26 protein-coding genes and 2 pseudogenes are annotated in these 26,310 nt (G+C 67.5%); 18 read left to right on the top strand and 10 right to left on the bottom strand.

What is annotated here, in order from left to right:
* Positions 1–114 precede the first annotated feature (114 nt).
* From Pflav_RS44855 to Pflav_RS04490, 4 genes are all read left to right on the top strand, one after another.
* Positions 115–1,491, top strand: coding sequence for a hypothetical protein (locus Pflav_RS44855; RefSeq protein ID WP_232070984.1), 1,377 nt, complete (start codon positions 115–117; stop codon positions 1,489–1,491).
* Positions 1,488–2,039: a flavoprotein gene (locus Pflav_RS04500; RefSeq protein ID WP_232070983.1), complete on the top strand. Its 552-nt coding sequence runs from the start codon at positions 1,488–1,490 to the stop codon at positions 2,037–2,039. Before Pflav_RS44855 ends, Pflav_RS04500 begins: the two co-directional genes overlap by 4 nt.
* A 221-nt stretch (positions 2,040–2,260) precedes the next feature.
* Positions 2,261–3,583: a hypothetical protein gene (locus Pflav_RS04495; protein ID WP_173033962.1), complete on the top strand. Its 1,323-nt coding sequence runs from the start codon at positions 2,261–2,263 to the stop codon at positions 3,581–3,583.
* A gap of 3 nt (positions 3,584–3,586) precedes the next feature.
* The gene (locus Pflav_RS04490) at positions 3,587–4,012 is read left to right on the top strand and encodes an NADAR family protein (protein WP_173033961.1); all 426 of its coding nucleotides are present in this window, start codon (positions 3,587–3,589) and stop codon (positions 4,010–4,012) included.
* Between the two features lie 128 nt (positions 4,013–4,140).
* Here the strand turns inward: Pflav_RS04490 and Pflav_RS04485 are convergent, their stop codons facing one another.
* A complete protein-coding gene (locus tag Pflav_RS04485) occupies positions 4,141–5,172 on the bottom strand; it encodes an NAD-dependent epimerase/dehydratase family protein (RefSeq protein ID WP_173033960.1) in 1,032 nt (343 codons plus the stop codon).
* A gap of 745 nt (positions 5,173–5,917) precedes the next feature.
* Here Pflav_RS04485 and Pflav_RS04480 point away from each other — a divergent pair.
* The 12 genes from Pflav_RS04480 to Pflav_RS04430 all read left to right on the top strand — a co-directional run bounded on the left by Pflav_RS04480 (position 5,918) and on the right by Pflav_RS04430 (position 16,669).
* Positions 5,918–6,070: a hypothetical protein gene (locus Pflav_RS04480; RefSeq protein ID WP_173033959.1), complete on the top strand. Its 153-nt coding sequence runs from the start codon at positions 5,918–5,920 to the stop codon at positions 6,068–6,070.
* A 101-nt stretch (positions 6,071–6,171) separates the two neighbouring features.
* On the top strand, positions 6,172–7,251 hold the full coding sequence (locus Pflav_RS04475) for a SagB/ThcOx family dehydrogenase (RefSeq protein ID WP_173033958.1): 1,080 nt from the start codon (positions 6,172–6,174) through the stop codon (positions 7,249–7,251).
* Between the two features lie 52 nt (positions 7,252–7,303).
* A complete protein-coding gene (locus tag Pflav_RS04470; RefSeq protein WP_173033957.1) occupies positions 7,304–8,350 on the top strand; it encodes a SagB/ThcOx family dehydrogenase in 1,047 nt (348 codons plus the stop codon).
* Between the two features lie 308 nt (positions 8,351–8,658).
* The gene (gene ileS / locus Pflav_RS04465) at positions 8,659–11,802 is read left to right on the top strand and encodes an isoleucine--tRNA ligase (protein WP_173033955.1); all 3,144 of its coding nucleotides are present in this window, start codon (positions 8,659–8,661) and stop codon (positions 11,800–11,802) included.
* A 266-nt stretch (positions 11,803–12,068) separates the two neighbouring features.
* Complete coding sequence (locus tag Pflav_RS47130) at positions 12,069–12,197, top strand: hypothetical protein (RefSeq protein ID WP_269474454.1); 129 nt, start codon at positions 12,069–12,071, stop codon at positions 12,195–12,197.
* A 130-nt stretch (positions 12,198–12,327) separates the two neighbouring features.
* On the top strand, positions 12,328–12,984 hold the full coding sequence (locus Pflav_RS04460) for a phytanoyl-CoA dioxygenase family protein (RefSeq protein ID WP_197937952.1): 657 nt from the start codon (positions 12,328–12,330) through the stop codon (positions 12,982–12,984).
* A gap of 594 nt (positions 12,985–13,578) precedes the next feature.
* Complete coding sequence (locus tag Pflav_RS04455; RefSeq protein ID WP_173033953.1) at positions 13,579–13,851, top strand: hypothetical protein; 273 nt, start codon at positions 13,579–13,581, stop codon at positions 13,849–13,851.
* A 178-nt stretch (positions 13,852–14,029) separates the two neighbouring features.
* Positions 14,030–14,464 carry an NUDIX hydrolase gene (locus tag Pflav_RS04450; RefSeq protein WP_173033951.1) on the top strand — a complete coding sequence of 145 codons (435 nt, stop codon included), beginning with the start codon at positions 14,030–14,032 and terminating at the stop codon, positions 14,462–14,464.
* A 283-nt stretch (positions 14,465–14,747) separates the two neighbouring features.
* Complete coding sequence (locus tag Pflav_RS04445) at positions 14,748–15,539, top strand: class I SAM-dependent methyltransferase (protein WP_173042228.1); 792 nt, start codon at positions 14,748–14,750, stop codon at positions 15,537–15,539.
* Positions 15,540–15,635: 96 nt separating this feature from the next.
* Positions 15,636–15,800 carry a creatininase family protein gene (locus Pflav_RS04440; RefSeq protein ID WP_173033949.1) on the top strand — a complete coding sequence of 55 codons (165 nt, stop codon included), beginning with the start codon at positions 15,636–15,638 and terminating at the stop codon, positions 15,798–15,800.
* 309 nt (positions 15,801–16,109) lie between these two features.
* Positions 16,110–16,358 (top strand): hypothetical protein, encoded by a 249-nt coding sequence (locus Pflav_RS04435; protein ID WP_173033947.1) that lies wholly within the window; start codon positions 16,110–16,112, stop codon positions 16,356–16,358.
* A complete protein-coding gene (locus Pflav_RS04430; RefSeq protein WP_173033945.1) occupies positions 16,352–16,669 on the top strand; it encodes a type II toxin-antitoxin system PemK/MazF family toxin in 318 nt (105 codons plus the stop codon). Before Pflav_RS04435 ends, Pflav_RS04430 begins: the two co-directional genes overlap by 7 nt.
* A gap of 38 nt (positions 16,670–16,707) precedes the next feature.
* Here Pflav_RS04430 and Pflav_RS04425 read toward each other — a convergent pair whose 3' ends face one another.
* Entirely contained in the window at positions 16,708–16,833 is a 126-nt protein-coding gene (locus tag Pflav_RS04425) for a DUF1684 domain-containing protein (protein ID WP_332107855.1), read from the bottom strand.
* Between the two features lie 41 nt (positions 16,834–16,874).
* Between Pflav_RS04425 and Pflav_RS04420 the strand changes: the two genes are divergently transcribed.
* On the top strand, positions 16,875–17,291 hold the full coding sequence (locus tag Pflav_RS04420) for a nitroreductase/quinone reductase family protein (RefSeq protein WP_173033941.1): 417 nt from the start codon (positions 16,875–16,877) through the stop codon (positions 17,289–17,291).
* Positions 17,292–17,519: 228 nt separating this feature from the next.
* Here the strand turns inward: Pflav_RS04420 and Pflav_RS04415 are convergent, their stop codons facing one another.
* The 6 genes from Pflav_RS04415 to Pflav_RS04400 all read right to left on the bottom strand — a co-directional run bounded on the left by Pflav_RS04415 (position 17,520) and on the right by Pflav_RS04400 (position 23,577).
* Complete coding sequence (locus tag Pflav_RS04415; RefSeq protein ID WP_197937945.1) at positions 17,520–19,232, bottom strand: xanthine dehydrogenase family protein molybdopterin-binding subunit; 1,713 nt, start codon at positions 19,230–19,232, stop codon at positions 17,520–17,522.
* Positions 19,229–19,504, bottom strand: a complete 276-nt coding sequence (locus Pflav_RS47125; protein ID WP_269474602.1) for a xanthine dehydrogenase family protein molybdopterin-binding subunit — start codon at positions 19,502–19,504, stop codon at positions 19,229–19,231. The genes Pflav_RS04415 and Pflav_RS47125 overlap by 4 nt, the downstream gene beginning before the upstream one ends.
* Positions 19,505–19,530: 26 nt before the next feature.
* A complete protein-coding gene (locus Pflav_RS47120; RefSeq protein WP_197937942.1) occupies positions 19,531–19,755 on the bottom strand; it encodes a hypothetical protein in 225 nt (74 codons plus the stop codon).
* Entirely contained in the window at positions 19,752–20,729 is a 978-nt protein-coding gene (locus tag Pflav_RS04410) for an FAD binding domain-containing protein (protein WP_173033939.1), read from the bottom strand. Before Pflav_RS04410 ends, Pflav_RS47120 begins: the two co-directional genes overlap by 4 nt.
* The gene (locus tag Pflav_RS04405; protein ID WP_232072624.1) at positions 20,729–21,181 is read right to left on the bottom strand and encodes a (2Fe-2S)-binding protein; all 453 of its coding nucleotides are present in this window, start codon (positions 21,179–21,181) and stop codon (positions 20,729–20,731) included. Before Pflav_RS04405 ends, Pflav_RS04410 begins: the two co-directional genes overlap by 1 nt.
* Positions 21,182–21,360: 179 nt before the next feature.
* Positions 21,361–23,577 carry an MMPL family transporter gene (locus tag Pflav_RS04400; RefSeq protein WP_173033935.1) on the bottom strand — a complete coding sequence of 739 codons (2,217 nt, stop codon included), beginning with the start codon at positions 23,575–23,577 and terminating at the stop codon, positions 21,361–21,363.
* A 115-nt stretch (positions 23,578–23,692) separates the two neighbouring features.
* Here Pflav_RS04400 and Pflav_RS43285 point away from each other — a divergent pair, with 115 nt between their 5' ends.
* Positions 23,693–24,265, top strand: coding sequence for a TetR/AcrR family transcriptional regulator (locus tag Pflav_RS43285; protein ID WP_197937941.1), 573 nt, complete (start codon positions 23,693–23,695; stop codon positions 24,263–24,265).
* A 34-nt stretch (positions 24,266–24,299) separates the two neighbouring features.
* Here Pflav_RS43285 and Pflav_RS44845 read toward each other — a convergent pair.
* Together Pflav_RS44845 and gltX are read right to left on the bottom strand one after the other, a co-directional pair.
* Positions 24,300–24,392, bottom strand: a pseudogene (locus Pflav_RS44845) (DUF1684 domain-containing protein); the annotation flags it as partial.
* A 459-nt stretch (positions 24,393–24,851) separates the two neighbouring features.
* Positions 24,852–26,209 (bottom strand): annotated as a pseudogene (gene gltX / locus Pflav_RS04385) (glutamate--tRNA ligase).
* Positions 26,210–26,310: the final 101 nt, after the last annotated feature.

Genomic DNA, 26,310 nt, shown 5'->3' with positions numbered 1-26,310 from the left:
CGTGGCCGTCGGTGTGGAACAGGACTGACCAGCCGATAGGCTGACATCACTACAGCCGCATTGCCTCGCCGAACCCGGGCCCCGGTCAGGAGACAGTGAAGGGAGGAAGCTGGAGTGCCGCGCCATCCGGATACGCCCGTCACGCCCAATACCGTGCTGAGCGAGGCGCGTGAACGCCTGCCCTCACCCCGGCGGCCGGGCCAGTGCATGTCCCGTGGCGAGCTCGCTGACGCCGTCAACGCGACCCTCGACCGGCTCTATCCTGGGCGGGACCTCACCGCCCACTACGTGTACCGCAGCTGGATCGGCAAACTCGAACGTGGTGAACACCGCTGGCCCAGCGAGGAACGCCGTACGGCGTTGCGTCAGGTCCTCGGCGCCGCCACCGACACCGAGCTTGACCTCTACAGCCCACGCCGCACCGACGGACCGCCACCGCCGAGGGTAGACGTCAGCGCCGCCCGGCCAGGAACCCGCGTCGGTGAAGATGAGGACGTGGATCGCCGGACCGCCCTCCGCATCGTGGCAGCGCCCGCCCTGGCCGAGCTGATCGCTGCCCTCATGCCCACCGCGGGTAGCGGTCCAACTGACACGCCCGCTCGTGACCGAGAGGTGGGAACGCTCGTGGCGCGCACCAACGCCGTTCATCGGGCATACCAGGACGGCCGGTATCGGCAAGCACTTCACGATCTTCCTCCGCTGATCAACCAGATTGGCATCCAGGCACGCGACAGCGAGGCGACCGCGGGCGTGGCGCTGGGCGCGCAGGCATATCAAATAGCAAGTGGGCTCCTGCTGAAGTGCGACGAACCAACGCTCGCCGCCGTCGCGGCCGAACGCAGTCTCGCCGCAGCGCGTAGCACAGGAGATCCGCTGTTGGTGGCAAGCAGTATGCGGGCAGTCGTGCACGGTCTGGCCGTGGGAGGTCACCCGGATACTGCTGCGCGCGTTGCCGAGTCGGCCGCAGCAGCATTGGCCACCGAGACCTCCTTGGGCAACAACAAGGCGCTCTCGCTCTACGGAGCGCTGCTACTTCGAGGTGCCATCGCCGCCGCTCGGGGAAAGCACCACGACGTCGCGAACGCACTGCTCAGCGAGGCCGATGCCGCCGCCCGACACGTCGGCCGTGACGCCAACATCTACTGGACGGCGTTCGGGCCTACCAACGTCCGAGTGCATAGGGTTGCGGTTGCGGTGGAACTCGGTGATGTCAACACGGCGATCGCCGTGGCTGGAACCGTCGATCTGCATCAGCTGGCCGTACCAGAACGCAAAGCGATGCTGCTGCTCGACACCGCACGGGCCTACCTGCAATGGGCCAAGTTCGAGCAAGCATTTACGACCATCCGCCAAGCGGAGCGTCACGCACCCGGAGAGGTGCGAGCTCGTCCGCACACTCATCGGATGCTGCAAGACCTTTATCAGCGCTCACCGCGCTACCTACGACAACAGCTACGCGAGTACATAGCGACGATGGGTACGACGGCGTGAGCCATCCGAGCAACACGAAGAACCTGTGCGTCGTCGTGTGCGGCGCAGGACCGGCGCCCCATGTCGCAACACTCGTCAGCCTCGCGCAAGCCGACGGCTGGACCGTCAGACTGATCGCCACCCCTGCCGGCCTCGAAATGATCGACACCGCCGCGCTTGAGCAGCAGTCCGGCGCACCCATCCGCGCACACTTCCAGCAGGCAGGCACACCCCGGCTCCGGTCGAGCGCAACTGCGGACGCCCTCATCGTCGCGCCGGCAACCTACAACACCATCAACAAGCTGGCCCTCGGCGTAAACGACACATACGCACTCAACGTCATCGCCGAATCCATAGGATACGGAACGCCCGTATCGATCTTGCCCTTTGTCAACTCGGCCCTAGCCGCCCGCCGTCCCTTCGAACGCGCCGTAGCGGCATTACGCGATGAAGGCGTCCAGATCATCTACGGCCCGGGGCAGTGGGTGGCCCACCCACGCGGAACCGGCGGGCAGCATCTCGCGACCTTCCCGTGGCGAGCGGCGTTGGCCGCCGTAACGCCCCAATAGGCGACGATCTCCGACCCGACTGCTTAGTCGGCGTTCCGATGCGGTACCAATGCGAGTCAAAATCGCTTAGGTCGACTCGGCCCAGGCGGGTGCGCGCTATCCCAGGCGACCGATAGGCTGATACATGGCTGCACCCCGCCGCAGCGATGGCTGGGCAGCTTGCATCTGCCCTGCTCGACCGGCTGTTTTTGGGGAAGTAGATGCCTCGCCATCCCGACGCGGTGATCACACCGAACACCCTGCTCAGCGACTCGCGCCTGCAGATGGCGTCCCCGCTTCGGCCCGGCCAGCGCATGTCCCGGCCCGAACTGGCCGACGCAATCAACGCAGCCCTTGACCGGCTCTACCCCGGCCGGGACCTCACCGCCCACTACGTCGACTTCCGCTGGATCGGCAAACTCGAACGCGGCGAAACCCGCTGGCCCAGCGACCAACGCCGCGCAGCCCTCCGCCACGTCCTCGGCGCCACCACCGACACCCAACTCGGCCTCTACGTACAACGACGCAGCGACCGAGTCCAGGAGGGGCCTTTTCATGGTTCACCTGGCGGCTGGGTGCATCGCCCGTCACAGCTCGCACCACGACCGATTCGACCGATACCTAATGCGCAGCAGCCTAGTTCGGCAAAACGCCTAGCGATCACGTCGCCTGCCCACCTTGAGCAGATCTTGCTCCACCTGCGTGAGCAGTGGCATGCGTTGGTCAAGACCGACAACCTGCTTGGCCCACGTTTCGCGCTGGCAGGGGTGCTCAACCAGATCTCGGTCGTAGAGGCCCTGCGGTCGGTCCTGCGGGACGAGCAGCGACTCGAGGTCGTGCGACTCGGCGCGCAGTACGCCGAATCTGCCGCCTGGTTGTACGAGGACGCAGGCAACATAGCCCAGACCCGGTACTGGACGAACCTCGCAATGGAGTGGGCACACGAAGGCGACGACGAGCGCATGGTGGCCTGGACAATGTTCCGGCGCTCTCAGCAGGCCGCCGCCACGCCCAACGCCGCACAGGCCATCGGGCTCGCCCAAGCAGCGCGGCGCAATGAGGAACAACTGGCGACACCAACACGAGCGGCGATCCGCGTCCAGGAAGCCTACGGACATGCGCTCGGCGGCGATGAGTACGCCTCACAACGGCTACTTGACGAGGCGCACACTTGGGCCGCTAGCGACACTGTAGGGGACGCACACGAGGGACATGGCTCGTACTGCACACCCGGCCACATCGAAATCGAGCGCGCGACTTGCTGGCTGACGACCGGCAAGCCGAAGAAGGCGATCAGGCTGTACGAGGATGCCCTTCGTACCCTGCCACCGGTCTACCAACGAAATCGCGCAGCCGCGCTAAGTCGCCTCGCCGTGGCATACCTTGTGGACGGCCAGCCGGAACAAGCAGCCAGCACCGCACACGTCGCACTGCCGATCGCTCGGAGCAGTGGAGCGAACCGCATCTTCGAGGAGATCAAGGGTATCGGTGCTGACTTGGCGCCGCATCGACCGCTGCAACCCGTTGCGGCCCTACTAGACGATCTACACAGCGAGGACGCCTAGCCAATGCCAATCAGGTTCTACACGCCCGAATTCTACGTATTCAACAATTTCTCTGCGCATGCAATTGAATTTAGAGGGAAGCTCTACCCAACGTCCGAGCACGCCTACCAGGCCGCCAAGTGCACTGATCCTGCCGGCCAGGAGGAAATCCGTAACGCTCGCAGCCCGATTGAAGCCAAGCTCCTAGCCAATGAAACATACGAGGCCGCTAAAGATCCCGACTGGGGAAGAAAGAAAGTGGCCGTACTGGAAGAAATCCTACGAGCCAAGCTAGCGCAGCACCCAGAGGCTCAAGAAGCCTTGCGCAAGAGCGGACACGAAGAAATTATTGAAGATTCACCGACCGACTATTTCTGGGGCGAAGGCGCCGACGGCTCTGGACAAAATATGCTTGGCAAGCTCTGGATGAGAATCCGCGGCGAAATGTAGACAACCCCGAAGGACTACGGCATGCTCTCCGCCGCCCGCTGGAAGCCTGTGCTCGCGGCGCGGGATGGCGCCGAGGAGGCGGCACTGTTCGTCGCTACCGCGACTGCGCCGCAGGAGCTGCCGCCGGCTTAGTCGCGTCTGATCCATGCCTGTAGCAGCGTTTGCTCTCGCTCTGCCGCGAGGCCATGATCCGCGACACGGCCGGCTTCGCCGGTGCCGGTGATTGCGGTGCCGCCACCGTTCATCCATTCCCACGTCTCGGCGACCGTTTGGGGCAGTGGCCGGCTTGGCAGCCCGGCGTGTTCGGCGCGTGAGCTGTCGACCTTCCACACGCCTTCGTGGGTTCGCCACAACGGCAGCTCGGTCCATTGCTGAACACCCTGCCGGACCAGCCATACAGGGTCTGCCCACACCGGCTCAGTGCCGGCTGCTGTTACGGCGACGCAGGTGTTGACAAGGTCAGCGAAAGTCGCATGTCCAATCGGTGCGGCGAGGTTGAACGAGCCGGCGTGGCCGTTGGACGCGCAGCCGAGCGCAAACGCGGAGACGTCTCGCGCATCGATGGGCTGGATCGGCCGGTCCGATGGCCCGGGGACCAGCAGCTGCCCACCACGGGCGGCACGGGCCAGCCACCACGTGAGGCGGCCGACATACTCGTGGGGTCCCAAGATCACGCCGGGGCGGAGGATAGTGGCACGGCCGGCCCCGAACGCCTCCACTACAGCACGTTCGCAGCCAGCCTTCAACGCACCGTATTGGCCGGCATAGCCGAGGTCGGCGCCGAAGTCAGCATCGGCATCAGCTGGACACTCGAAGATCGGCGACGTGTCGTCCAACGGCTTGTCCGGCCAGCCGGTGTAGACGTTGACGGAGGAGACGAAGATGTACCGACCCGCGGCCGGAGCCAGCGTTGTGGCCGTAGCCAGAACCTGACGCGGCACATAGCCGATCGTGTCGATGACTGCGTCCCACGGGCCATAGTCGGCGAGCCGGATCAGATCCTCCGGCCGCTCCCGGTCACCGCGGACTGCCTGCACACCCGGAAGGTCAGCCGCCGAGATGCCCCGATTGAACGTCGTAACGGACCATCCGGCGTCGAGCGCCAACACGCCAAGCGCGCGTCCGAGGAACCAGGTACCACCGAGGATGAGCAGCCGCATCCGTCCATCATCACCGTCACCGCCGTACGCGCGTAAACACGGCCCCCGGGAGGCGCGCTCGCGGCTTGGCAAAATGGGCAGGTCACCATCGATCCGGCCGTCTCTATGTCCGCTCCGGCATGCTACACAGCAGGCTTGATCGCTCTCCGGCAGCTTTGGTGTGGATCGCTGTTTTCGCACTTCGGTGGCCGGTCGGACCAAAGGTCGGACACAAGGTCGGACCGCAGGTCGGCATTCCCAGGAGACTGCGTGCTGAGAAATCATGGACGCAGAGTGATGGCCATGTACTCACGACTCCAACTGTCTAGCGCGTCGCGGCTACAGAGGCGAGGTGGAGGGCCGACGTTGGCGGATACATCTGCGCCGACAGATCACACGATTCGCGCCGAGGAGCTGTCCGAGGCTCCGGTGGATCGGCCTATCGCCACCGGCGGGATCATCTCTGAGCCTGGTGACGCGGCGTTTCGGAAGCGGCCGACGCGACGCTTTCGGTTCAAGACCCGGCTGGCCGACCAGGCCATTCGGCAAGGAATCCATCGACCGACCTATGTCGACACCCACGGGGTGTTCGCCAGACGGCCGCGACGGTTCTCGTAGTGGCCGCATTCGAGAGACGAAGATGTGTGAGTCCGACTTCGGGCACCGACAACCCAACCGCATTGTAGTGGTTGGGCGGTCGTGCCGGCCATCGCGCGGGTAACAGGTCGCGGCCAAGTTCCGCTTCATTTTTCGAAAGGAGGTACCAGTGACAGCACCAGCTCAGTCAACGCCGAGCACCGGCCAGGATGGCGGTGTCAAGGCCACCACTGTTGAGTCCACGATTCAGACGGGCACCGGGAAGATCACGCTCAAGCGTTCGCGCTCGTCGGCGGCGCGTCCGATCCAGCAGAACAACTGACCGACGTTCGACACAGGTAGGGACCGGAGTCTGCTTTCGCTGAAAGGTCAGGTGTAGACGTCTTGTATTCAGGCAGGTACGTACTTTCTCCTCTCGTCAGGGTGAGCCGACTCCGGCCCGACAACACCGCCGTGATCTGGGGCGGGTCTGACGACCGTCAGAACCTTGAAGTCAACGGTGACAACGCCTCGGTGCTGGTCGCCTGGGTCCTCGGACGCATCTCCCCCGCCTGGGAAAAGGATCTGAGGGTGTCGTTGCAGAAGCGGCTCGGCGTAGCGGTCGACGACGCCAAGCACCTCCTGCACGAACTGATCGAGGCAGCCGTGCTCGTTGAACCGGAGTCGACCGAGCCGGCCCGCACGCGGGCCGAGCAATGGTCCTGGTATGGCTGGGACGATGCGGCAGCGTTCCACTCGGCCACCTTCGGTCAGAGGTTTGACCCGGACACCCTCAACGAGCTGGTCTATGCCGACTATTATCGCCAACTGCTGGCCGACCCCGGCCCAATTGGCGCCCAGCCTGCGGCCATCAAGCCGGCCGATGGATACGGTGTAGCCCTTGCGATCCCAGCGACGGCGGCGCCGCCCATCACAGTCTCAGCCGTCCTGGACCGCGCCGCGCCGATCAACCGGTTCCGTCAGCCCAAGATCGCCCTCTCCGACCTGCAGGCGGTCCTGCAGCGCAGCGTCGGGGTGCAGCGCATGGTCGGCGGCGTCCTTGGCGACCACCTGATCAAGGCGCATCCATCCGGCGGAGCCCGGCATCCGTGCGAGTGCTACGTGATCGCCAAAGCGGTCGATGGGCTGCTGCCCGCGACCTACCATTTTGACCCTGTACACCATGCGTTCCGCTCATTGCCTCACAGCGGGGCCCCGGGAAAGATCGACCAGGCGTGCTTCGGCAAGGGCGGCATCGTGACGGCCCCTGCCGTCCTTGTGCTGACCTGCCGATGGTTACGACACAACTGGAAGTACCGCTACCCCCGGTCGTACCGCATGGTCCTGCTCGAACTGGGCCACATCATCCAGACGATCAACCTGGTCGCGGGCGCGCACGGCTTGGGCGCCTACCACTGCCCGTCCATCAACGACGCTGAGGTTCTCGGACTCCTCGGGCTTGAGGACGACTGCCGTGAGGGGCCGCTATACGCCATCGGCATCGGTGCGGAAGGAGTCCGATAGTGCCACAAACACTTGACGACCAGGCGGCGCTGCACCTGGCCCCAACCTTGTTGTGCGGGCCGCCCGTGATGATGCCTACCAAATCGCTTGGGGACAGGGCTCGGACCGCGAGTACTTCATCACCGACTCGGCCGACCTCGCGGGTTTGCTCGCTACCATGCCGCGCACCACCACCGTGATCGATGCACGCCGGCAGCTCGAACAGGGACTACGCACCTCCACCGTTGAGGCCGCCACGCTGGTCGGCCACCTTGTTAGCTACGGCTACTGGCTACCAGAACCAGCCATACTCACCCTGGGCGAACGGAGTTGGCTCGACGTGGGTTGGGAAGACGCGCTCGATCTCCACATGGCTACCCGCGGGATGATCTGGAGCCACGACTACAGCGGCAATCCCCAGGTCATGACGAGATACCACGTCACAAAGAATGTGCAGCCGGACTCCCCCCGCCCGATGCGACGGCGGCCAGTGCGGACCGAGACGGTGAGCCTTCCCGAGCCGACCGACCTCGGAGTGGACTACTGGCGAGCACACGACGGCCGCCGCACCAGCCGCGACTTTCGTACCAGCCGCATCAACATTGATGACGTAGCAACAATTCTCGGCTTGACATTCAAGCCGAGATTTCCGGCAAGCGATCCGTACCTCTACACCAGCCAGTCGTACAGCCTTGGCGCGCCGTTCCACGCCTACCTAATCACCGGTATGGAAGGCGCCCCAGAGGAACTGCGGAAGAACTATGCCGTTTACCACTACGACTCCAACGCACACGAACTCGGGCTCATCCGTACCGCGACCGAACTGGACCAATTTGATGCACTCCTGTGGCGGCAGAGCTATGTCAACCACGCACCGATCATGCTCGTCATCTGCGTCGACTGGCAGCAGTACATGTGGAAGTACCGGTTCTCACGTGCCTACCGCTTTGTCCTGACCGAATGCGGCGCATTCATGCAAACTGCCCTGTTGATCGCGTCCGCTCTTGGTCTCAAGGCTTTCCAAACACCGGCGATGAACGATATCGCCATGTGCAAAGCGCTTGATGTTGCCGATCACGAAATAGCGCCCTTGTACGTGGCGACCTTCGGCCGGCACTGATAACCGCGAAGTCCCACCCCCAGTCTTATCGCCCACGACAAATGCGGGCCGCCATCCCAACCAAAGACATTGAAAGTCGCTGAGCAAGGGTGCGGCCGGGGCCGCGGATACCTGGCCGGCGAACAGGGCGATGCTTCCCAGAGCCAGTCCTACTGCCCGGGTACGCTCGATCATGCCCAACCCGGCAGCCGGACATCCGGGTGTTCGGCAACGCAGTAGCGGTAATGAACCAGTCAAACCGGGTGGTTGCGGCTACGATCCTGCCTCGGACGTTCGCCGTGAGCGGCCGATTCGTCGAGGAGTAGCAGGTGTCAGACCGTTCCCCCTTCACCGTGGTACCCGCACGGGTCGACCTGCCGGCTATCGATCATGACGTGCTCGCGTTCTGGCAGGAGCACGACGTGTTTCGGCGTAGCCTGGCCCAGACCGAGGGCCGGCCGCAATGGGTGTTCTACGAGGGGCCACCGACCGCGAACGGCCGTCCTGGAGTGCACCACGTCGAGGCGCGGGTGTTCAAGGACGTGTTCCCCCGGTTCAAGACCATGAAGGGGTATCACGTTCCGCGCCGGGCGGGCTGGGACTGTCACGGGCTGCCGGTCGAGATCGCGGTGGAGAAGGAACTCGGGCTGTCCGGCAAGCAGGACATCGAGCGGGTCGGCATCGCCGAGTTCAACGCCCGCTGCCGGGAGTCGGTGCAGCGCCACGTCGGTGACTTCGAGGCGATGACCGAGCGGGTCGGCTACTGGGTGGACATGTCCGCCGCTTATTGGACGATGACGCCCGCGTACATCGAGAGCGTGTGGTGGGCGCTGCGGCAGATCTTCGACAAGGGCCTGCTGGCCGAGGATCATCGGGTAGCCCCGTACTGTCCACGTTGCGGGACCGGTCTGTCCGACCACGAGGTAGCGCAGGGCTACGAGGTGGTCAAGGACCCGTCGGTGTTCGTACGGATGCCGGTCGAGGGCGAAGTCGCCGGCCTCAGCGGTGTCGAGCTGCTGATCTGGACGACGACACCGTGGACGCTGGTGTCCAACACCGCAGTCGCCGTGCACCCCGACGTCACCTATGCCATCGCCCGGGTGCCTGCCGGGACGTTTATGGTCGCCGAGCCCCTACTGCGGTCAGTGCTGGGTGAGGACGCTGAGGTGTTGGCGGCCCTGCCCGGTCGGGACCTGGAGCACGTGCGCTACCGCCGTCCGTTCGATCTGGTGGACATCCCCGGGGCGCATTTCGTTCTGCTGGCCGACTACGTCAGCACCGAGGACGGCACCGGCCTGGTCCATCAGGCGCCCGCCTTCGGTGCGGACGACCTGGCCGCGTCCCGCGGGTACGGACTGCCAGTGGTCAACCCGATCGGTCCGGACGGGCGCTTCGCCGCCGACATTGATCTGGTCGGTGGACGGTTCTTCAAGGACGCCGACCCGGTATTGGTCAAGGAGCTGGAACAGCGGGGGCTGTTGCTGCGCGCTGGCGAGTTCGAGCACAGCTATCCGCACTGCTGGCGCTGCCACACGCCGCTGATGTACTACGCGCAACTGTCCTGGTACATCCGCACCACCCAAATCCAGGACGCTCTGCTGCGGGAGAACGAGCGCACCAACTGGTTTCCCGAGCACATCAAGCACGGCCGGTTCGGTGACTGGCTGGACAACAACATCGACTGGGCGCTGTCGCGCAACCGCTACTGGGGCACGCCGCTACCGCTGTGGCGCTGCGAGGCCGGTCACCTGACCTGCGTGCAATCACGTGCCGAACTCGGCTCGCTTGCCGGACGGGACCTTTCCGACCTGGATCCGCACCGCCCCTACATCGACGAGATCGTCTTCAGCTGCCCGCAATGCCAGGCGCAAGCGGTGCGGGTGCCCGAGGTGATCGATGCCTGGTTCGACTCCGGGTCAATGCCCTTCGCCCAGCTCGGCTACCCCTTCGCGCCCGGCAGCGAGGAGGAGTTCGCCTCCGCCTATCCGGCGCAGTTCATCGCCGAGGCGATCGACCAGACCCGCGGTTGGTTCTACACCCTTATGGCCGCCGGCACCCTGGTGTTCGACCGGTCGTCCTACGAGAACGTGCTCTGCCTTGGCCACATCGTGGCCGAGGACGGCCGGAAGATGAGCAAGCATCTGGGCAACGTCATCGAACCGATCCCGTTCATGGACAAGCACGGCGCCGACGCGCTGCGCTGGTACATGCTCTGCGCCGGCTCCCCGTGGGTGTCCCGACGCGTCGGTGACACGCCCCTGGACGAGATCGTCCGTCGGGTGCTGCTGACCTACTGGAACACCGTTTCGTTCTTCACTCTCTACGCCGACGCCAGCGGCTGGACTCCACCAACCGATCCGACCACTGTGGAGCTGAGCCCGCTCGACCGGTGGCTACGCGCCGAACTGCACCACATCGTCGATGTCGTGGATGCCGCCCTGGAGGACTTCGACACCGCCGGCGCCGGACGGGCGCTGAGCCAGTTCGTCGACGACCTGTCCAACTGGTACGTGCGACTGTCCCGCAACCGGTTCTGGAACGGCGACCCCGCTGCCCTGACCACCATGCACGAGGCGATCAACGTGCTAACCCGGCTGATGGCGCCGTTCGTACCCTTCATCACCGAACACGTCTGGCAGCACGCGGTCCGCCCCGGCGATCCCACCGCGCCTGACTCCGTCCACCTTGCCACCTGGCCAACGCCGGACCCGACCGCCCTCGACAACGAGCTACGCACCCAGATGACCACCGTCCGCGCGCTGGTCGACGCCGGCCGCGCCGCGCGCAAGGCCAGCAACGTCCGCCTCCGCCAGCCCCTCGCCGCCGGGCTCATCGCTGTATCAGACCGCCAGATGCCACCACCCGAGCTGCTCGCCTATGTCAGCGAGGAACTCAACGTGCGCGACCTCGCGGCGCTAGACGGCGCCGGCGAGGTCGTCGACATCACCGTCAAAGCCAACTTCCGGCAGCTCGGTAAGCGCTTCGGCTCACTCACTCAGCAGGTAGCCGCCGCCATCGCGCAGTCCGAACCCGCTGCGCTCGCTGAGGCAGTACGCGACGGCCGCACCGTGTCCCTAGCGGTCGGCAACGAGTCAGTCGACATCACCGACGACGACGTGATCGTCACCCAGACGCCACGCACCGGCTGGGCCGTCACCACGGACCGAGGCGTCACGATCGCGTTGGACACCACCATCACCCCGGAACTGCGACGCGCCGGCCTAGCCCGTGAAGTGATCCGACTGGTCCAAGAGGCACGCAAACGAGCCGATCTCGCAATCACCGATCGCATCCACCTCGTCTGGAGCGCAGACGGCGAAACAGCCGACGCGGTACGCGGCCACGAGCGGGCCATCGCCGAGGCGGTTCTTGCCACCACGATCACCGAAGGCAACCCCGTCGACGTGCCCCACGTCGAAGACGAACTTGGAGTCTCCTTCTCAATCAAAGCCGTTGACGGCGTAACGGCGTAGGAGATCAGGCCCACGGCGACAAATTCGGACCAGTACCTGGGGCGCGGATTGCCCGGGACACGAGGGTCGGTGGCCGGGCACCGGCTGGCGCCGGACGCGGCGTATCCGGAAACCGGGTGGCTGGTCGACGACGCCCGGCCGCGCACCTACGCCGGGCGAGGGGCAGCGCCGCGCCTCGGCGTGCACGGTCGGCACACGCTCCCAGTATCCGGGGACTCGTCCTCGATCGGGGCGTGACCTGGCCGTGGCAATCCGACGACCGGTCGATGGCGCAACTCGGAATCATCGGTGGTGACCCGCGACAGGCCACCGCCGAGCTCGGCGAGCAGATCGTCGTCAGCGCACTCGACCGCTGCCCCGGCGTCCTCGCCCGCCTGGCCAAACCCGACCCGTAGCCCCACGGGAGCCTGGAGGAACAATGCTCGCCGCCGCTCTGAGTTCGTAGGAGAAGACCGATTTTATGCGGGACGGCGCCGTCGTCCGACGCGGCTTCGTCCCGCGCATCTGGTCGACCGCGCACGGTCGATGGTCGACGCCTGGTACCGTGCCGAGATGGAGCCCGCCCTCATCGGCTCCTATACCCAGCGGACATTCGCACCCGAGCTTGCAGACCACCACGATCTGCACGCGCTATTCCACGAGTCCGGCGTCGCCAACCTCGTGACCTCACTCGTCGACGACGTCCAACCCGTGACCACCGCACAGATCCAGATCCGCGTTCCCGAGTCGGACGCGGGCATCGTGCAGCCGGAAAAGGCCATGCACGTCGACGGCGTCGCCTGCCCACACCTCGACCCGGACGAACTGCGGACCTTCACCCTCCTGGTCGGCGTCGTCCTGTCCGACATCACCGAACCGCATGCTGGTCCGTTGCGGAACGTCCCCGGCGGGCACCTGCGGATGGCCGAATGGTTCCGAACCGAGTGGTCACTGGGCCTGACAGACCAGGTACCACCACAGATCGACGCCGAGCACGGCACGCCACTGCTCGGCATGCCCGGCGACGTTCTACTCATGCACCACCTCGTGCCACATACAGTAGGCCACAACACTTCTGCGGTACCGCGAATAATGGCCTACTTCCGGGTCTCCCACGCAACACATGCCAGACAGCGGTTGCAGGCGCTCCGGGATCCTTGGCTGGAATACACCGGACTCCGGTCCACCGTGGTCTGGCCCTAGCCCATGAACATCCCATGCGGTCTGGTCCGAGACGCGGCGCTCACAATCATGGCAACGCTGCGGAGCGCGCAGTTTCCGTCAATTCGTCTGTGGGGCGACGCGCACAACGCCTGCGAAGACCAGCTTCTTGCTGCGGTACGGAACGCATCCCAACCGACGGCCTGGCCGAGGCTGGCACGCGCCAGTCTGGCCACCGAACGCCTCGTTCCCGTCGCAGAACTCAATTCGTCTGGAGTCAGCCGATGCGGATAGTCACGGCGGCCGAACTCGACCTCGCGGCGCGCACCATCGAAGCCGGCGGCCTAGCCATCGTCCCCACACGCCGCTGGTACATGCTGTGCTGCAACGCGGCCAACGCCGACGCTGCGCCCGAATCTTTGCCGCGAAGCGGCGGCCAGCAGACAAGTCACTCGTATTGGTCACCCCTTCCACGGCAACGGCCCGGCAGCGCTTTCGGATGAGCAGCGAGGGGCATTCTGGCCCGGCGACCTCGCACTGCGGCTGCCCTGGCGGGACACGGCCGAAGGCGAGCCCTGCGCCGCGGCAGGTACACCCGACGCCCTCGTCACCTGTGACCCAGGCCTACTCGGCGAATTGGCGAATCGCACCCCGACCCTCATCGCGGCGACCTCCGCCAACTTCTCCGGCACCGACGGTCCCGGACCCTCGATCAGCATCGACGAAGTCCGCGAGTTCGTCGCCGCATCGGGGGCCGACGTATCCGTCGCCATCGACGACGGCGTCTGCCCCACCGCCGACCACCTGACCATAATCAGCTGCACAACCGCTCACGCTCAGCTCGCACGCGAAGGCATCGTCCACACCCGTGCGGTCGCCACCGTCTTACGCCGCGAGCTGACGCCATGACGGTCACCGCGCCGCCGCGCCCTAACAGCTGGCGAGGTGGAGCGTTGAGGCTGGCGGATACATCTGAGCTGACAGATCACACGGTTCGCGACGGACGCGGCCGACGTGACGCTTTCGGTTCAAGACCTGGCTGGCTGGCCGACTTGGCCTCACGCTCCGACAACAACGAGAGGACGGCATGCCTGAGAAGGTCATGAAGGACAAGGTGCTCTGCTACATCGTGCGGGACGGGCGGCTGCTCGTCTTCCGGCACACCGACTACAGCTACGAAGAAGCGGGCATTCAGGTGCCGGCGGGCAGTGTCCGCGCTGGTGAGACTCCGGAGGACGCAGCTCTGCGCGAGGCCCGCGAGGAGATCGGGCTGAAGGAGTTCAAGGTCGTCGGCAAGCTGGGCGAGGTCGAGTACGACATCAGCCCGTACCGGTTCGAGATTCAGAAGCGTCACGTCTTCCACCTGGAGCTCGTTGAGTCCGCGCCCGAGCGGTGGGCGAGCCAGGAGGACCACGACGGCGAGCGGGAGCCTACCCACTTCGAATGCTTCTGGGTACCGCTTGAGGCGGCGCACATTCTGCAGTCCGGTCAAGGCGCACTCCTGGGCCGGCTCTTCGACTAAGCAGATCCGGCTCGGTGGCATGGGGAGGCAGCCGATGATCCGTACTGGCGAGAAACACACCGAGTTCGAACGGCTCTACCGGAGCCTGGCTGACAGCGGCCGGCCAGATCATGCATATTGGCGACCGCCTCGGCGCAGCACAGGCCGAGGCACGTGCTATCTCGGTGGCTGGCGGCCGGCCAAACTCCCCAACTACACCTCTCGATAGGTCCAACGTGCGAGTGGCCGTGGACCTTGCAGCCGCCGCTGGACGTATCCGTAACCTATGCGCGAGGAGGCACCAATGAGCACGTTTGCCGGCACCGTCGAGCATTACCGCAAGTACCGGCCTGGAATCCCCGACCAGGTGGCCCAGATTCTGGCCGCCGCCGCCCCGGAACGCCATCCAAGGCGGCTCCTTGACGTCGGCACCGGCACCGGCTTAGTCGTCGAGGCGCTTCTATCTCGGTTCGATGACATCATCGCCATCGACACCGATGCGGAGATGCTCGCCGCCGCTGAGAGAGCCGTGCGCCCCGCAGTACCCGCGGGAACGCGGATGGTGCTGCAGCGCCGGTCCGCCGAGGAGTTCACACCGCCCGAGGGCTGGCGCGCCGACCTGGTGGCCATCTGCCGCGCGTTCCACTGGCTCGACCAGCCCTCGGTGCTCGCCCGACTCGATGACCAGGTCGCTCCGGACGGCGCCGTAGCGATCTTCGGCGACAACAGCTTCTGGACCGCTGGCAGCCCATGGAAGGCTGCCATGCGCGCAGTCATCCAGGACTTCCTAGGCGAGCAGCGCCGCGCCGGCGCCGCAGTCTTCAACCACCACAACCGGCCCTACAGCGAAATCATGCAAGAGTCCACCTTCAACCAGGTCGACGAGCTACGCGTCCCCGTCCACCGGACCTGGTCCACCGAGAGCATCCTCGGCTACCTCTACTCGACCTCCTTCGCCGCGCCACACCTATTCGGCGACCGGCTCGCCGAGTTCGAAGCGGCTGCTACCCACGTGCTAGCCAGGTTCAGCGCCAACGACACCTTCGACGAGGACAACGAGTTCCTCATTCGGATTGGCCGCCGGAGCCAACTGTGACCGCAGCACGGGCCTGGCAGATCGGCCGGCTCACTACCAACGGATCTCCACCGTGCTGAGCACCGGCTCGGCGACACCCACGACCTGTAGGCACTGTTGGCCGTCACATACGGCCTGTCGCCCGAACACGCCCGGTCGCCCGGCACCGTCACCTCCCCCATCCGGGTACTTACCGAACTCGCCGACGCAATCTGCGGCGAATACATGCGCGCCACAGCAGCCCGCAACCTGCTCATTGTCAACGGCCATGGCGGCAACTGAGGCATCCTCGAAGCCGTCGTGTACGAGCTGCGCCAACGGCCCCAGCTGAACGCCTGCGTCGTGCACCCCGGTCGAGGCTGTTCCGCGCGAGTCGGCCGCAGCCTCGAGGGGTCGGACATTGATTTAAGGCCCTAGGTGGGTTGTACGCATCACAATGTTGAAAGACTGCCCACAGCGTCGGCGAGGCCAGACGCTGGCGACGGGCCTCCGACCAGCTGGTTCGGTCACCCTTGGCACGCTTGTCGCGTCGGGCGATGGCGGGCCCTCGCACGGCACCCGCCTCGGCGGGTCGAGCGGTAGCATAAAAGTATGACCGTCAAGCTCAGCATCAGCGTGCCCGACGACGTCGCCGCCTACCTACAAAGCCAGGGCAACGCGTCCGCCGCCATCGTCGACGCCGTGCGGCGCGTCCTGCCGCAGGCACGCCGCGAGCGGCAGCGGGCGGCAGCTCAAGCCTACGGAGAGTACATGCGCCGCCGGTCGGCACAGCAGGCCGAGGACGACCAGGCGATGATCGAACACAGCAACGACATCGCCCTACGCGACGCCCAGTGGTAAGGCGCGGGCAGGTCTGGACCCTCCTACGCGGCGGTAGTCAGCATCGCGTCCTGGTGATCAGCAACGACGAGTACAACAGCGTCGAAGAACTCGCTATCTGGGCCCTGACCGTCGTTCGCGACGTACCGCACCCCAACCACCTGGTCGTCCGTCTCGATGCCGACGACCCGCTCACCGGCGCGTACGTCAGAATTCACAGTGTCGTGCAGATCCTGGACCGGACGGCGCTGCGCGACAACCACGGCTTCGTCTCGTACACGACCATGAACGCCGTCGAAGCAGCATTGCGCGAATTCCTCGAACTGCCGTAGCAAAGGTCACCCGGGCCTCACCAACGCGCAGCCAGCCATCAGTGATAAGTCAGCTCACCAGCCTCAATCGGGGCGACCAGCCGGTTCTCCTCCGGAGCCAACGGACAAGCCCACCGATCACTGAAGGCGCAGCTGGGGTCGTGCGCTGAACCATGTTGAACCACAGCACGGGCGGAAATTCCCGCCGTCAACTAACGTACGCGACATGGCGTCCTTCAACGACACGGTGATCGAGAGCTTCAGGACCAACGATGGCGTGCTCAGCGGTCACTGGGAGGGCAAGACGACCCTCCTGTTGCACATCCGCGGCCGCAAGTCCGGCAAACAGTACGTCCACCCGCTTGTCGCGGCGCCCTACGGTGACTCGTACATCGTCTGCGGCAGCGCCGGCGGTGCGCCGCACGACCCGCAGTGGATCGCCAACCTGGAGGCCATCGACGGCCCTGTCACCATCGAGCTGGGCACGGACACGGTGCAGGCGGACAACCGCGTGGTCCGCCCCGGCCGCGACGACGACTGGGACCGGTTGTACGGCGTGTGGCGCGCGTACTGGCCGGACGCCGCCGAGTACGAGAAGAACACCGACCGGAAGTTCCCGGTCGCCGTGATCAGTGTGCGTTGACCGCCTCTTCGCCTGTCATCTTGGCCAGGCTATGGAGTGGCGGCCGGCGTCTGGCCCGCGTCGTGACGTGTCCCGCCAAGCCTCGTACCGTCAGCCGCTCCGCCCGCGCACCGGGCGGGCACCAGATCGGTTCGCGGGCGGGCGCTGCCGCCGTCTTTCGAGCTTCGCGGCGCACCGTGGTCGGGACAAGATCAGATAGACGCTCATCGGCGCGGGCGTCGTGACCACTCACTGGAGAAGCTTGTCGGGGGTGATGGGCAGGGCGCGGATGCGGGTACCGGTGGCGTTGTAGACGGCGTTGGCGACGGCCGCGGCGGCCCCGATCGTGCCGAGCTCGCCGATGCCGCGGGCTCCGACGGCGCTGAAGGCGGTGTCGGGGTGGTCGAGGAAGTGCACGTCGATGTCGGGGATGTCGGCGTTGACGTGCAGCAGGTAGTCGGCGAGGTTGGCGTTCGCGATCCGCCCGGTTGCCGGTTCGACGTGGCTGGCCTCCAGCAGCGCGGCACCGGTGCCGAAGACGAGACCGCCGATGATCTGGTTTCTGGCGGCCTTGCGGTTGACGATCGCGCCGGCGTCGACTGCCGAGGTAAGTCGGGACATCCGGGTCTCACCGGTCCACCGGTGCACCCGCACCTCGCAGAAGTGCGCGGCGTACGAGGCGAAGGTGTGCGGCTGTGTCGCCGGCGGGCCGCTGGCCGTGGTGGCGCCGAGGTTGTCGGTGCGGGTCGCGGTCAGCAGCTCGCCGAAGCCGACCGTGCGTCCGCCGCCGGTGAGGGTTCCGTGCCGGTAGCGCACCTCGCCGGGGTCCAGACCCTGCAGGGGCGAGCGGCGGTGGGTCACCGCGTGGTGGATCAGGGCGGTGATCGCGTCGCGGGTAGCGGCGCCGACGGCTGGTGCGACCGTCGCCGTGGCGGCGGAGCCGATCGCGCCGTAGATGGCGTTGCCCGCGCCGACCGGGAGCCGGGAGTCGCCGATCGCGGGCCGGACCCGGCTGATGGGGATGCCGAGGCTGTCCGCGCCCATGACGGCCAGGACCGTCCACATGCCGGTGCCGAGGTCGGCGGTGGAGGTGGCCACGCTGGCGGTGCCGTCGGCGTGGAAGTGGACGCGGATCGCCGCTTCGGCTCGCGCGGCGCCGAGGACGGCGGTGGCCATCCCCATGCCGACGAACCAGTCGCCGTCGCTGGCCGCGCGTGGTTGAGGGTCGCGGCGATGCCAGCCGAAGCGTCGCGCGCCGACGCGGTAGCACTCGTCGAGGTGCTTGCTGGAGTACGGCAGCCGGCCAGCCGGGTCGGCGCTGTGGGCGTGCGTGAGGTAGTTGGCCAGTCGCAGGTCGATGGGGTCCATGCCGAGCCGTTCGGCGAGCTCGTCCATGGCGGACTCGAGCGCGAACGAGCCGGTCTCGTCGCCGGGCGCCCGCATGATCGTGGTACGCGGCAGGTCCATGCCGGCCGTGATCCGCAGGCCGGCGTGCAGGTTGGGCGTGGCGTAGAAATGCAGCGTCGCGCGGATGCCGGGATCCTCCACGATCGCTTCGCTGATGGAGTCGTGTTTGACGGCGTTGAGCCGACCGTCGGCCCGGGCGCCGAGGGTGAGGCGCTGGTGCACGGCGGAGCGGTGCCCGGTGACGGTGAAGAGCTGCTCGCGGGTGGTCACCACCTTGACCGGGCGGTCGAGCTCGCGGGCGGCGGCGGCCGCGAGCAGGGTCGGCGCCCAGGTGAATGCCTTGCCGCCGAAGCCGCCGCCGACGTGGGGGGAGACGACCCGTACGGCGTCGGGGCCGACGCCCAGTGCCGCGGCGATCTCCAGCGCGTGTGCGGACGGTCCCTGGGTGGCGCTGTGGATGGTCACCTGGCCGTCCCGCCACATGGCGACCGCGGCGTGCGGCTCGAGCGCGTTGTGGTGGCGCGGCGGCAGGTCGTACGTGCCGGTCAGCGTCACGTCGCTGGCGCGCAGGGCCTCGTCGATCGAGCTGACGCCGTCGGCGAGGATGTCGACCGGCTGGCCGAGCGGCAGGCCGGTGGGGGCGGTGCGACGGCGCGGTCGTGGTTGCCGGCGAAGGAGGCGTTCGGCGTCCGGGCGTCGTAGTCGACCGTGACGAGGGCGGCGGCGTCGCGGGCCTGCTCGAAGCTGGCGGCGACGACGAGGCCGATGATCTGGCCGTGGTAGCGCACCTCGTGGTCCTGCAGCGGCGGCCGCGCCTCGCCGAGCAGCGTGGAAAGGCCGGGTGGCTGGTCGTTCAGGCGCAGCGGGTTGTCGGGGTGTAGATGGCGATGACGCCGGGCGAGCGGCCGGCGGCGCTCAGGTCGATGCCCCGGATGGTGCCGGCGGCGACCGTGCTGGTCACCAGGTAGCCGTGCGTGAGGTGCGGTGGCGCGACGTCCGCCGCGTACCGGGCCGCGCCGGTGACCTTCACCGGGCCATCGACGCGGTCGACCGCGGTACCCATGATTGGCGCGATCATGCGCGGCCGCCCAGCTCGACGAGTGCGCGGACGACGGTGCGCCGCAGCAGCTCGGGTTTGAACCCGTTGTGTGTCAAGGGCCGGGCGCCTTCGGCGGCGTGCGCGGCGGCCACCTCGTAGGTCTCCAGCCGGGCCGGTCTCCCGGTCAGCGCCCGCTCGACGGCGGACAGTCGCCACGGCCTGGTCGCCACGCCGCCGGCGGCGACCCGCGCCGCCCGTATGGTGCCGCCATGCAGGTCCAGGGCGAGGGCGACGGAGGTGAGGGCGAACTCGTACGAGCTGCGGTCGCGGACCTTCACGTACGTCGAGCGGCGTGCCCAGGGCAGTGCGGGCACCGTCACCGCGGTCATCAGCTCGCCCGGGCTCCGGTCGTGTTCGACGTGCGGGGTGCGGCCCGGCAGGTGGTAGAAATCGGCGAGCCGGACGCGGCGGGTACCGTCCCGGCTGGCCAGGTGCACCGAGGCGTCGAGGGCGACCAGTGCCACCGCCAGGTCGCTGGGGTGGGTGGCGGCGCAGTCGTCGCTGGTGCCCAGGATGGCGTGCGTGCGGTTCTCGCCGTGGATGGCCGGGCATCCGCTGCCGGGGTCGCGCTTGTTGCAGGGTGTGGCGGTGTCCCGGAAGTAGCCGCACCGGGTGCGCTGCAGCAGGTTCCCGCCGATGGTGGCCATGTTGCGCACCTGCGGCGAGGCGCTTAGCCGCAGCGCCTCCGCGATGACCGGGAAGGAGCGGACGACCAGGTCGTGCCCGGCCACGTCGCTCATCCGCTCGCCGGCTCCGATGTGGAGGGTGTGTCCGTGGACGCGGATGCCGCGAAGCGGTAGCCGGCCGATGTCCAGGAGCCGGCTCGGCGTCATCACCTCCAGCTTCATCAGGTCCACCAGGGTGGTGCCGCCCGCCAGGAACTGGGTGTCGTCGCCGGCCCGGCGCAGCGCCTCGTCGAGGCTGGCGGGTGTCTCGAACGCGAACGGCCGCATCAGCCGGCCACCGCCCGCACCGCCGCGACGATGTTCGGGTACGCGCCGCAGCGGCAGATGTTGCCGGACATGTACTCCCTGATCTCGTGGTCGGAGCCGGTGTGTCCCTCGGTCACCAGCGCGGCCGCGGACATGATCTGGCCGGGTGTGCAGAAGCCGCACTGGAAGCCGTCGCAGTCGACGAAGGCCTGCTGTACCGGGTGCAGCCGGCCACCGTCGGCGAGCCCTTCGATGGTGGTCACCCGCCTGCCGGAGACGCTCGCCGCGAGGGTGAGGCAGGACAGCACCCGGCGGCCGTCGACGTGCACGGTGCAGGCGCCGCACTGTCCGCGGTCGCAGCCCTTCTTGGTACCGGTCAGGCCCAGCCGGTCCCGGAGGGTGTCGAGCAGGGTGACCCGGGGGTCGAGCCGCAGGCTTTTGGCTCGCCCGTTGACCGTCAGCGTGACGTCCACCGCCCGGTCCGCTGGCGCGGCGGTGGTGCCGGCCGGTCCGGCGGCGGCACCGGCCGCGACCGCGGTGCCGGCGAGCAGGCCGCGCCGGGTGACACCGCCACCGACGGCCTGGTCCGCCTGTCGTGTCTCGTCCATGTTCCTGTCCTTCCGCACTCTCGGCATCCACTGTGGATTCATGGTCAGCGCAGTGAGGTCTCAGGTTCGCGTGGTGGCACGTAGGGCTCGGGCAGCGGGTCCGGCCGGCGCTCCAGCCGCTGGCCTTCGACGTCCACGTCGGGCAGGAGCCGGTCGAGCCAGCGCGGCAGCCACCAGCCGGCGCGTCCGATCAGGGCCATGACTGCGGGGACGATGGCCATCCGGACGACGAACGCGTCGAAGAGGACCGCGGCGGAGAGGGCGAAGCCGACCGACTTGATCAGCGGGTTCGGCGCGAGCATGAAGCCGGAGAAGACGGCGATCATGATGACCGCGGCGGCGGTGACCACGCGGGCGCTGTGGGTGAAGCCGCTCACAATCGCCTGGCTGGGTTCGGCGCCGTGTACGTGCTCCTCCCGCATCCGGGTGACGAGGAAGACCTGGTAGTCCATCGCCAGCCCGAACACCAGGCCGATGAGGAAGATGGGGAGCGCACTCATGATCGGGCCGGGCTCCGCCACGCCGAACAGCTCGGAGAGCCAGCCCCACTGGAAGACCGCGACCACCGCGCCGAACGTGGCCGCGACGCTCAGCAGGAAGCCGAGGGTCGCCTTGAGCGGCACCAGGATCGACCGGAAGACGAGCATCAGAAGAATAAAGGCGAGGCCGACGACTATCGCCAAATAGGGCGGGAGGGCGTCGCCGATCCGGTGGGACATGTCGATGTCGATGGCGGTCTGCCCGGTGACGGCGATGTCGGTGCCGGTGCGGGCTTCGAGACCGACGGCGGTCTCGCGGAGGGCGGCGACCAGCTCCTCGGTGGCCGCGCTGCTCGGGCCGCTGGCTGGGACGGCGGTGAGCAGCGCGGTGTCGCCGGCCTGGTTGAAGACCGGGTCGGCGACGGCGACGACGCCGTCGACCTCGGCCAGTGCGGTCGCGATCTGCCGTGCGGCGCCCTGCGGGTCGGCGTTGCCGGCCGCGTCGACGGCGATCGTCAGCGGCCCGTTGAAGCCCGGCCCGAAACCGCTGGTCAGCAGGTCGTATGCCTTGCGCCGGGTGGTGTCCGGCGCGGCGGTGCCGTCGTCGGGCAGGCCCAGCCGCAGGTCCATCGCGGGGACCGCCAGCACGCCGAGGCCGACGGCCGCGACCAGGAGCACCGCCACCGGGCGACGGACGACGAACCGGGCCCAGCGCGCGCCCATGGTCGGTCGGACGCCGGTCAGCGGGTCGGGCTCGCGCTGGCCCCGCAGCCAGCTACCGGCGATCCGCCGGCCGGTGAAGCCGAACATGGCCGGCAGCAGGGTCAGCGCGATGACCACGGCGACCGCGACCGCGAAGGCGGCGGTCAGGCCCATCTGGGTGAGGATCGGGATGTTCACGACGGTCAGGCCGGAGAGCACGACGATGACGGTCAGCCCGGCGAAGACGACGGCGGATCCGGCGGTACCGACCGCGGTACCGGCCGCGTCCAGGTGGTCCCGGCCGGTGCGGACCTCCTGCCGGTACCGGGAGACGATGAACAGCGCGTAGTCGATCGCGACGGCGATGCCGATCATCATGGCCAGCGCGGGCGCGTCCGCGCTGAGGTCGACGAAGCGGGTGGCCAGGGTGACCGCCGCCAGGCTGATGGCGATGCCGAGCAGTGCGGTGAGCAGCGGCAGGCCAGCCGCGATCAGGGAGCCAAAGGTGACCACGAGCACGACAGCCGCGACCGCGATGCCGAGGATCTCCGCGGCGCCGAGGTCGGCCTCCTGCTCGACCGCGCCGCCGCCCATCTCGACGATCAGGCCGCCGGCCCGGCCGGCGGCCGCGGCGTCGCTCAGCGCGGCCCGGGCGGGTTCGGTGAGATCCGCGTCCTGCACCACGTAGCGCACCTGGGCGAAGGCCACGCTGCCGTCCGGGCTGACCGCTCCCCCACCGAACGGGTCGCTCACGGCGGAGACCTGCGGCGCGGTGCGCAGCATGGCGAGGACCTGCTGGACCTGCTGCTGGTACGCCGGGTCGGTCAGGCGCCGCCCGTCCGGTGCGGCGAACACCACGCGCGCCACCGCGCCGTCCGCGGCGGCCTCCGGGAACCGCTCGCCCAGCAGGTCGATCGCCTGCTGCGACTCGGTGCCGGGGATGGCGAACTCGTCCGACGGCGTACCGGCCATCGTGGCGCCGGCGACGCCGAGGACCGCCAGCAGTCCCACCCAGATGGCCGCCACCAGGCGCCGCCGTTGAAATGCGAACCGGCCCAGACGGTACAGGTACCTCGCCACGAGTAAGACTCCACTCCATCGATACAGGCACAGCGCGACTCGTCTACGAGACACACTGTCTCAATCTCGACGCAGCATTGTCAACGCCGAGGGGCGACGCGTAGCCTTCAGCGCGATGACCAGGAGTCCCGTCCTGCGCGACCACATCGCGGCCGGCATGCTCGATGTGGCCGCGGCGCTGCTCGCCGAGCGTGGCGAGCAGGCCAGCATGACGGACATCGCCGAGGCGGCCGGCGTTTCCCGGGCCACGCTCTACCGCTACTTCCCCAACCGGCAGGCACTGCTGCGGGCGCTCACCGAGGTCGCGTTCGCCGACCTGTCGAGCCGGATCGCCGACGCCAAGGTGGACACCGTCCCCATCGACGAGGCGATCGCCCGGCTGACCCGCGCGATGCTCGCCGCGACCAGCAAGTACCGGGCGCTGACCCTCTTTGAAAAGAGCCCGAGCGACCTCGCGGAGGCCGACCAGGTCCTCATCGAGCCGATCCGCACCCTCTTCCGGCGCGGCGACGCAGAGCAGGCGTTCCGGGCCGACCTGCCGATCGAGACCCTGGTCGAGATCTACATCGGCCTACTCGAGGCGACGGTCCGGCGGGTGCTGCGCGGCCGGTTCGGCGTCGAGGAGGCGAGCGCGGCGATGACCGGCGTCTTCCTGCGGGGCGCCCGCCGCCCGGCATCGGCCGGCTGACGCCGCCTCATCAACTATTGGCGCGAGCCGACCATCAGCGATACGTCAGTTCGCCAGCCTCGATCGGGGAGACGAGCCGGTTCTCCTCCGGAGAAAGCGGGCAAGCCCACCGATCACTGAAGGCGCAGCTGGGGTCAGGCGAACAGCTGAATCGGCCATCACCTCGGCCGTCACATCGCGGGCGCTCGTCGCATCGGCCACGTCCTGCCTAACGGCGGTCGAGCTCCGTAGATGACATCAACCTCGGCTCACCTCCGATAAAGGCCGCGCCGTCCACACAGCGCGTACCGCCGCACGCCGCCAACCTCCGGACCGGCGTCCGCTGGCAAGGGGATCACTAAGTCGCCACCGAGAATGCGCCCGAGCAGGGACACGTCACGATCGCTCCGTCAGTACGAGGGTGGTTAGTCACGGCAACCTTGAGGCGCTCTCCTACCGGACGACGGTCCGCTCGCGGTCCTGGCCCCTGAGGTGTTTCGCTTCAGCGACGAGCACCTGGGCACCGATTCCGGCGATCTCGACGCTCCATTCGGCACCGAACGCCTCACGCCGCCGTCAGCGAAGCACGTGTCAGCACGTCGACGTGTCAGCCGAGCCGATCCAACGCAGCCAGCAGCCGGCCGAGAGTCCGGTCGCGTCCCAGCACCTCCAGCGACTCGAACAGCGGCAAACCCACCGTACGGCCGGTGACCGCTACCCGCACCGGTGCCTGCACCTTGCCCAGCTTCAACCCCTGCTCTGCACCGATCGCCTCCAGCGCCGCCTTCAACACCTCGGCACGCCACTCAACCGTCCTGTAAGCGGCTGTGGCCGACATCAGCAGCGGCCGGGCGGTCGCGGTCATCACCTTCACCCACGCCGCTTCGTCAACCGCGGGCTCGGTCAGGAACAGAAAAGTCCACCATAGGTACGACCTCGGACAGCACCGCCATCCGGGTCTGAGCCAGCTCAGCGACCGCCGCGAACGCGCCATCGTCGTACTGCTGCCCCGGCCAGGGCGCGGACTCACCCCGCAGCCACGGCTGGCACGACTGAATGAACTCCTCGACCGACATGGCGCGGATGTAGTCGCCGTTGAAGGCCCGCAGCTTCGCCACATCGAAGAACGCCGGCGACGGATTTACCTCCTCCAGCCGGAACTCCGCCACGATGTCTTCCCAGGGCACGATCTCCCGGTCACCTGCGGGCGCCCAGCCGCGAAGCATCAGGTAGTTCCGCATCGCGTCGGCCAAGTAGCCCTCGGCGCGAAAGTCCTCCAACGCCACCCGGTCGCGGCGCTTGGACAGCTTCTGCCGCTTCTCGTTGACCAGGATCGGGGCATGCACCCAGATCGGCGGCTGCGCCCCAAGCGCCTCCCACAGCATCTGCTGCTTGGGCGCGTTCGGCAGGTGCTCCTCGGCCCGGACCACGTGGGTGATGCCCATAACCACGTCGTCTACGACGTTGGCCAGCAGGAACACCGGCGATCCGTCGCCCCGCTCGATCACGAAGTCCTCAATCAACCCGTTCTCGAACGTCGGCTTCCCGCGAACAAGGTCAACAACCGTGGTCACGCCATCGCCCGGGGTCCGGAACCGCACCGCCCGGCCCTCGCCAGGCGCTCAGACCACGGTCCCGGCAGAAGCCGTCATAACCCTTGTGCGGACTACCGGTACGCGCAACGACCTGCTCCCGCGAGCAGTCGCAGTAGTACGCCAGCCCCGCCGCCAACAGCCGCGAGATCGCGTCCTGATGATGCGAGGCGTAGTCAGACTGGAACAGCGGCCCCTCATACTCGTCCACGCCGACCCCCAGCCAGGCCATCGCGTCCAGGATCCCCTGCACCCACTCGGGCCGGTTCCTCGCCGCGTCCGTGTCCTCGATCCGCAGCACCATCGTCCCGCCCGACTGCCGGGCCAAGACCCAGTTGAACAGCAGCGAGCGGGCGTTTCCGACGTGAAACATCCCGGTCGGCGATGGGGCGAAACGAACACGAATTCCCGGCTTGTCCACGGGAGCAGCGTACTGGTCCGCCACTCGTGATCCACGAGTTATATTGCGCCTGG

Source organism: Phytohabitans flavus, assembly GCF_011764545.1.
In the GTDB taxonomy this organism is placed as follows: domain Bacteria; phylum Actinomycetota; class Actinomycetes; order Mycobacteriales; family Micromonosporaceae; genus Phytohabitans; species Phytohabitans flavus.
This window is presented reverse-complemented; position numbering and strand designations above follow the sequence as displayed.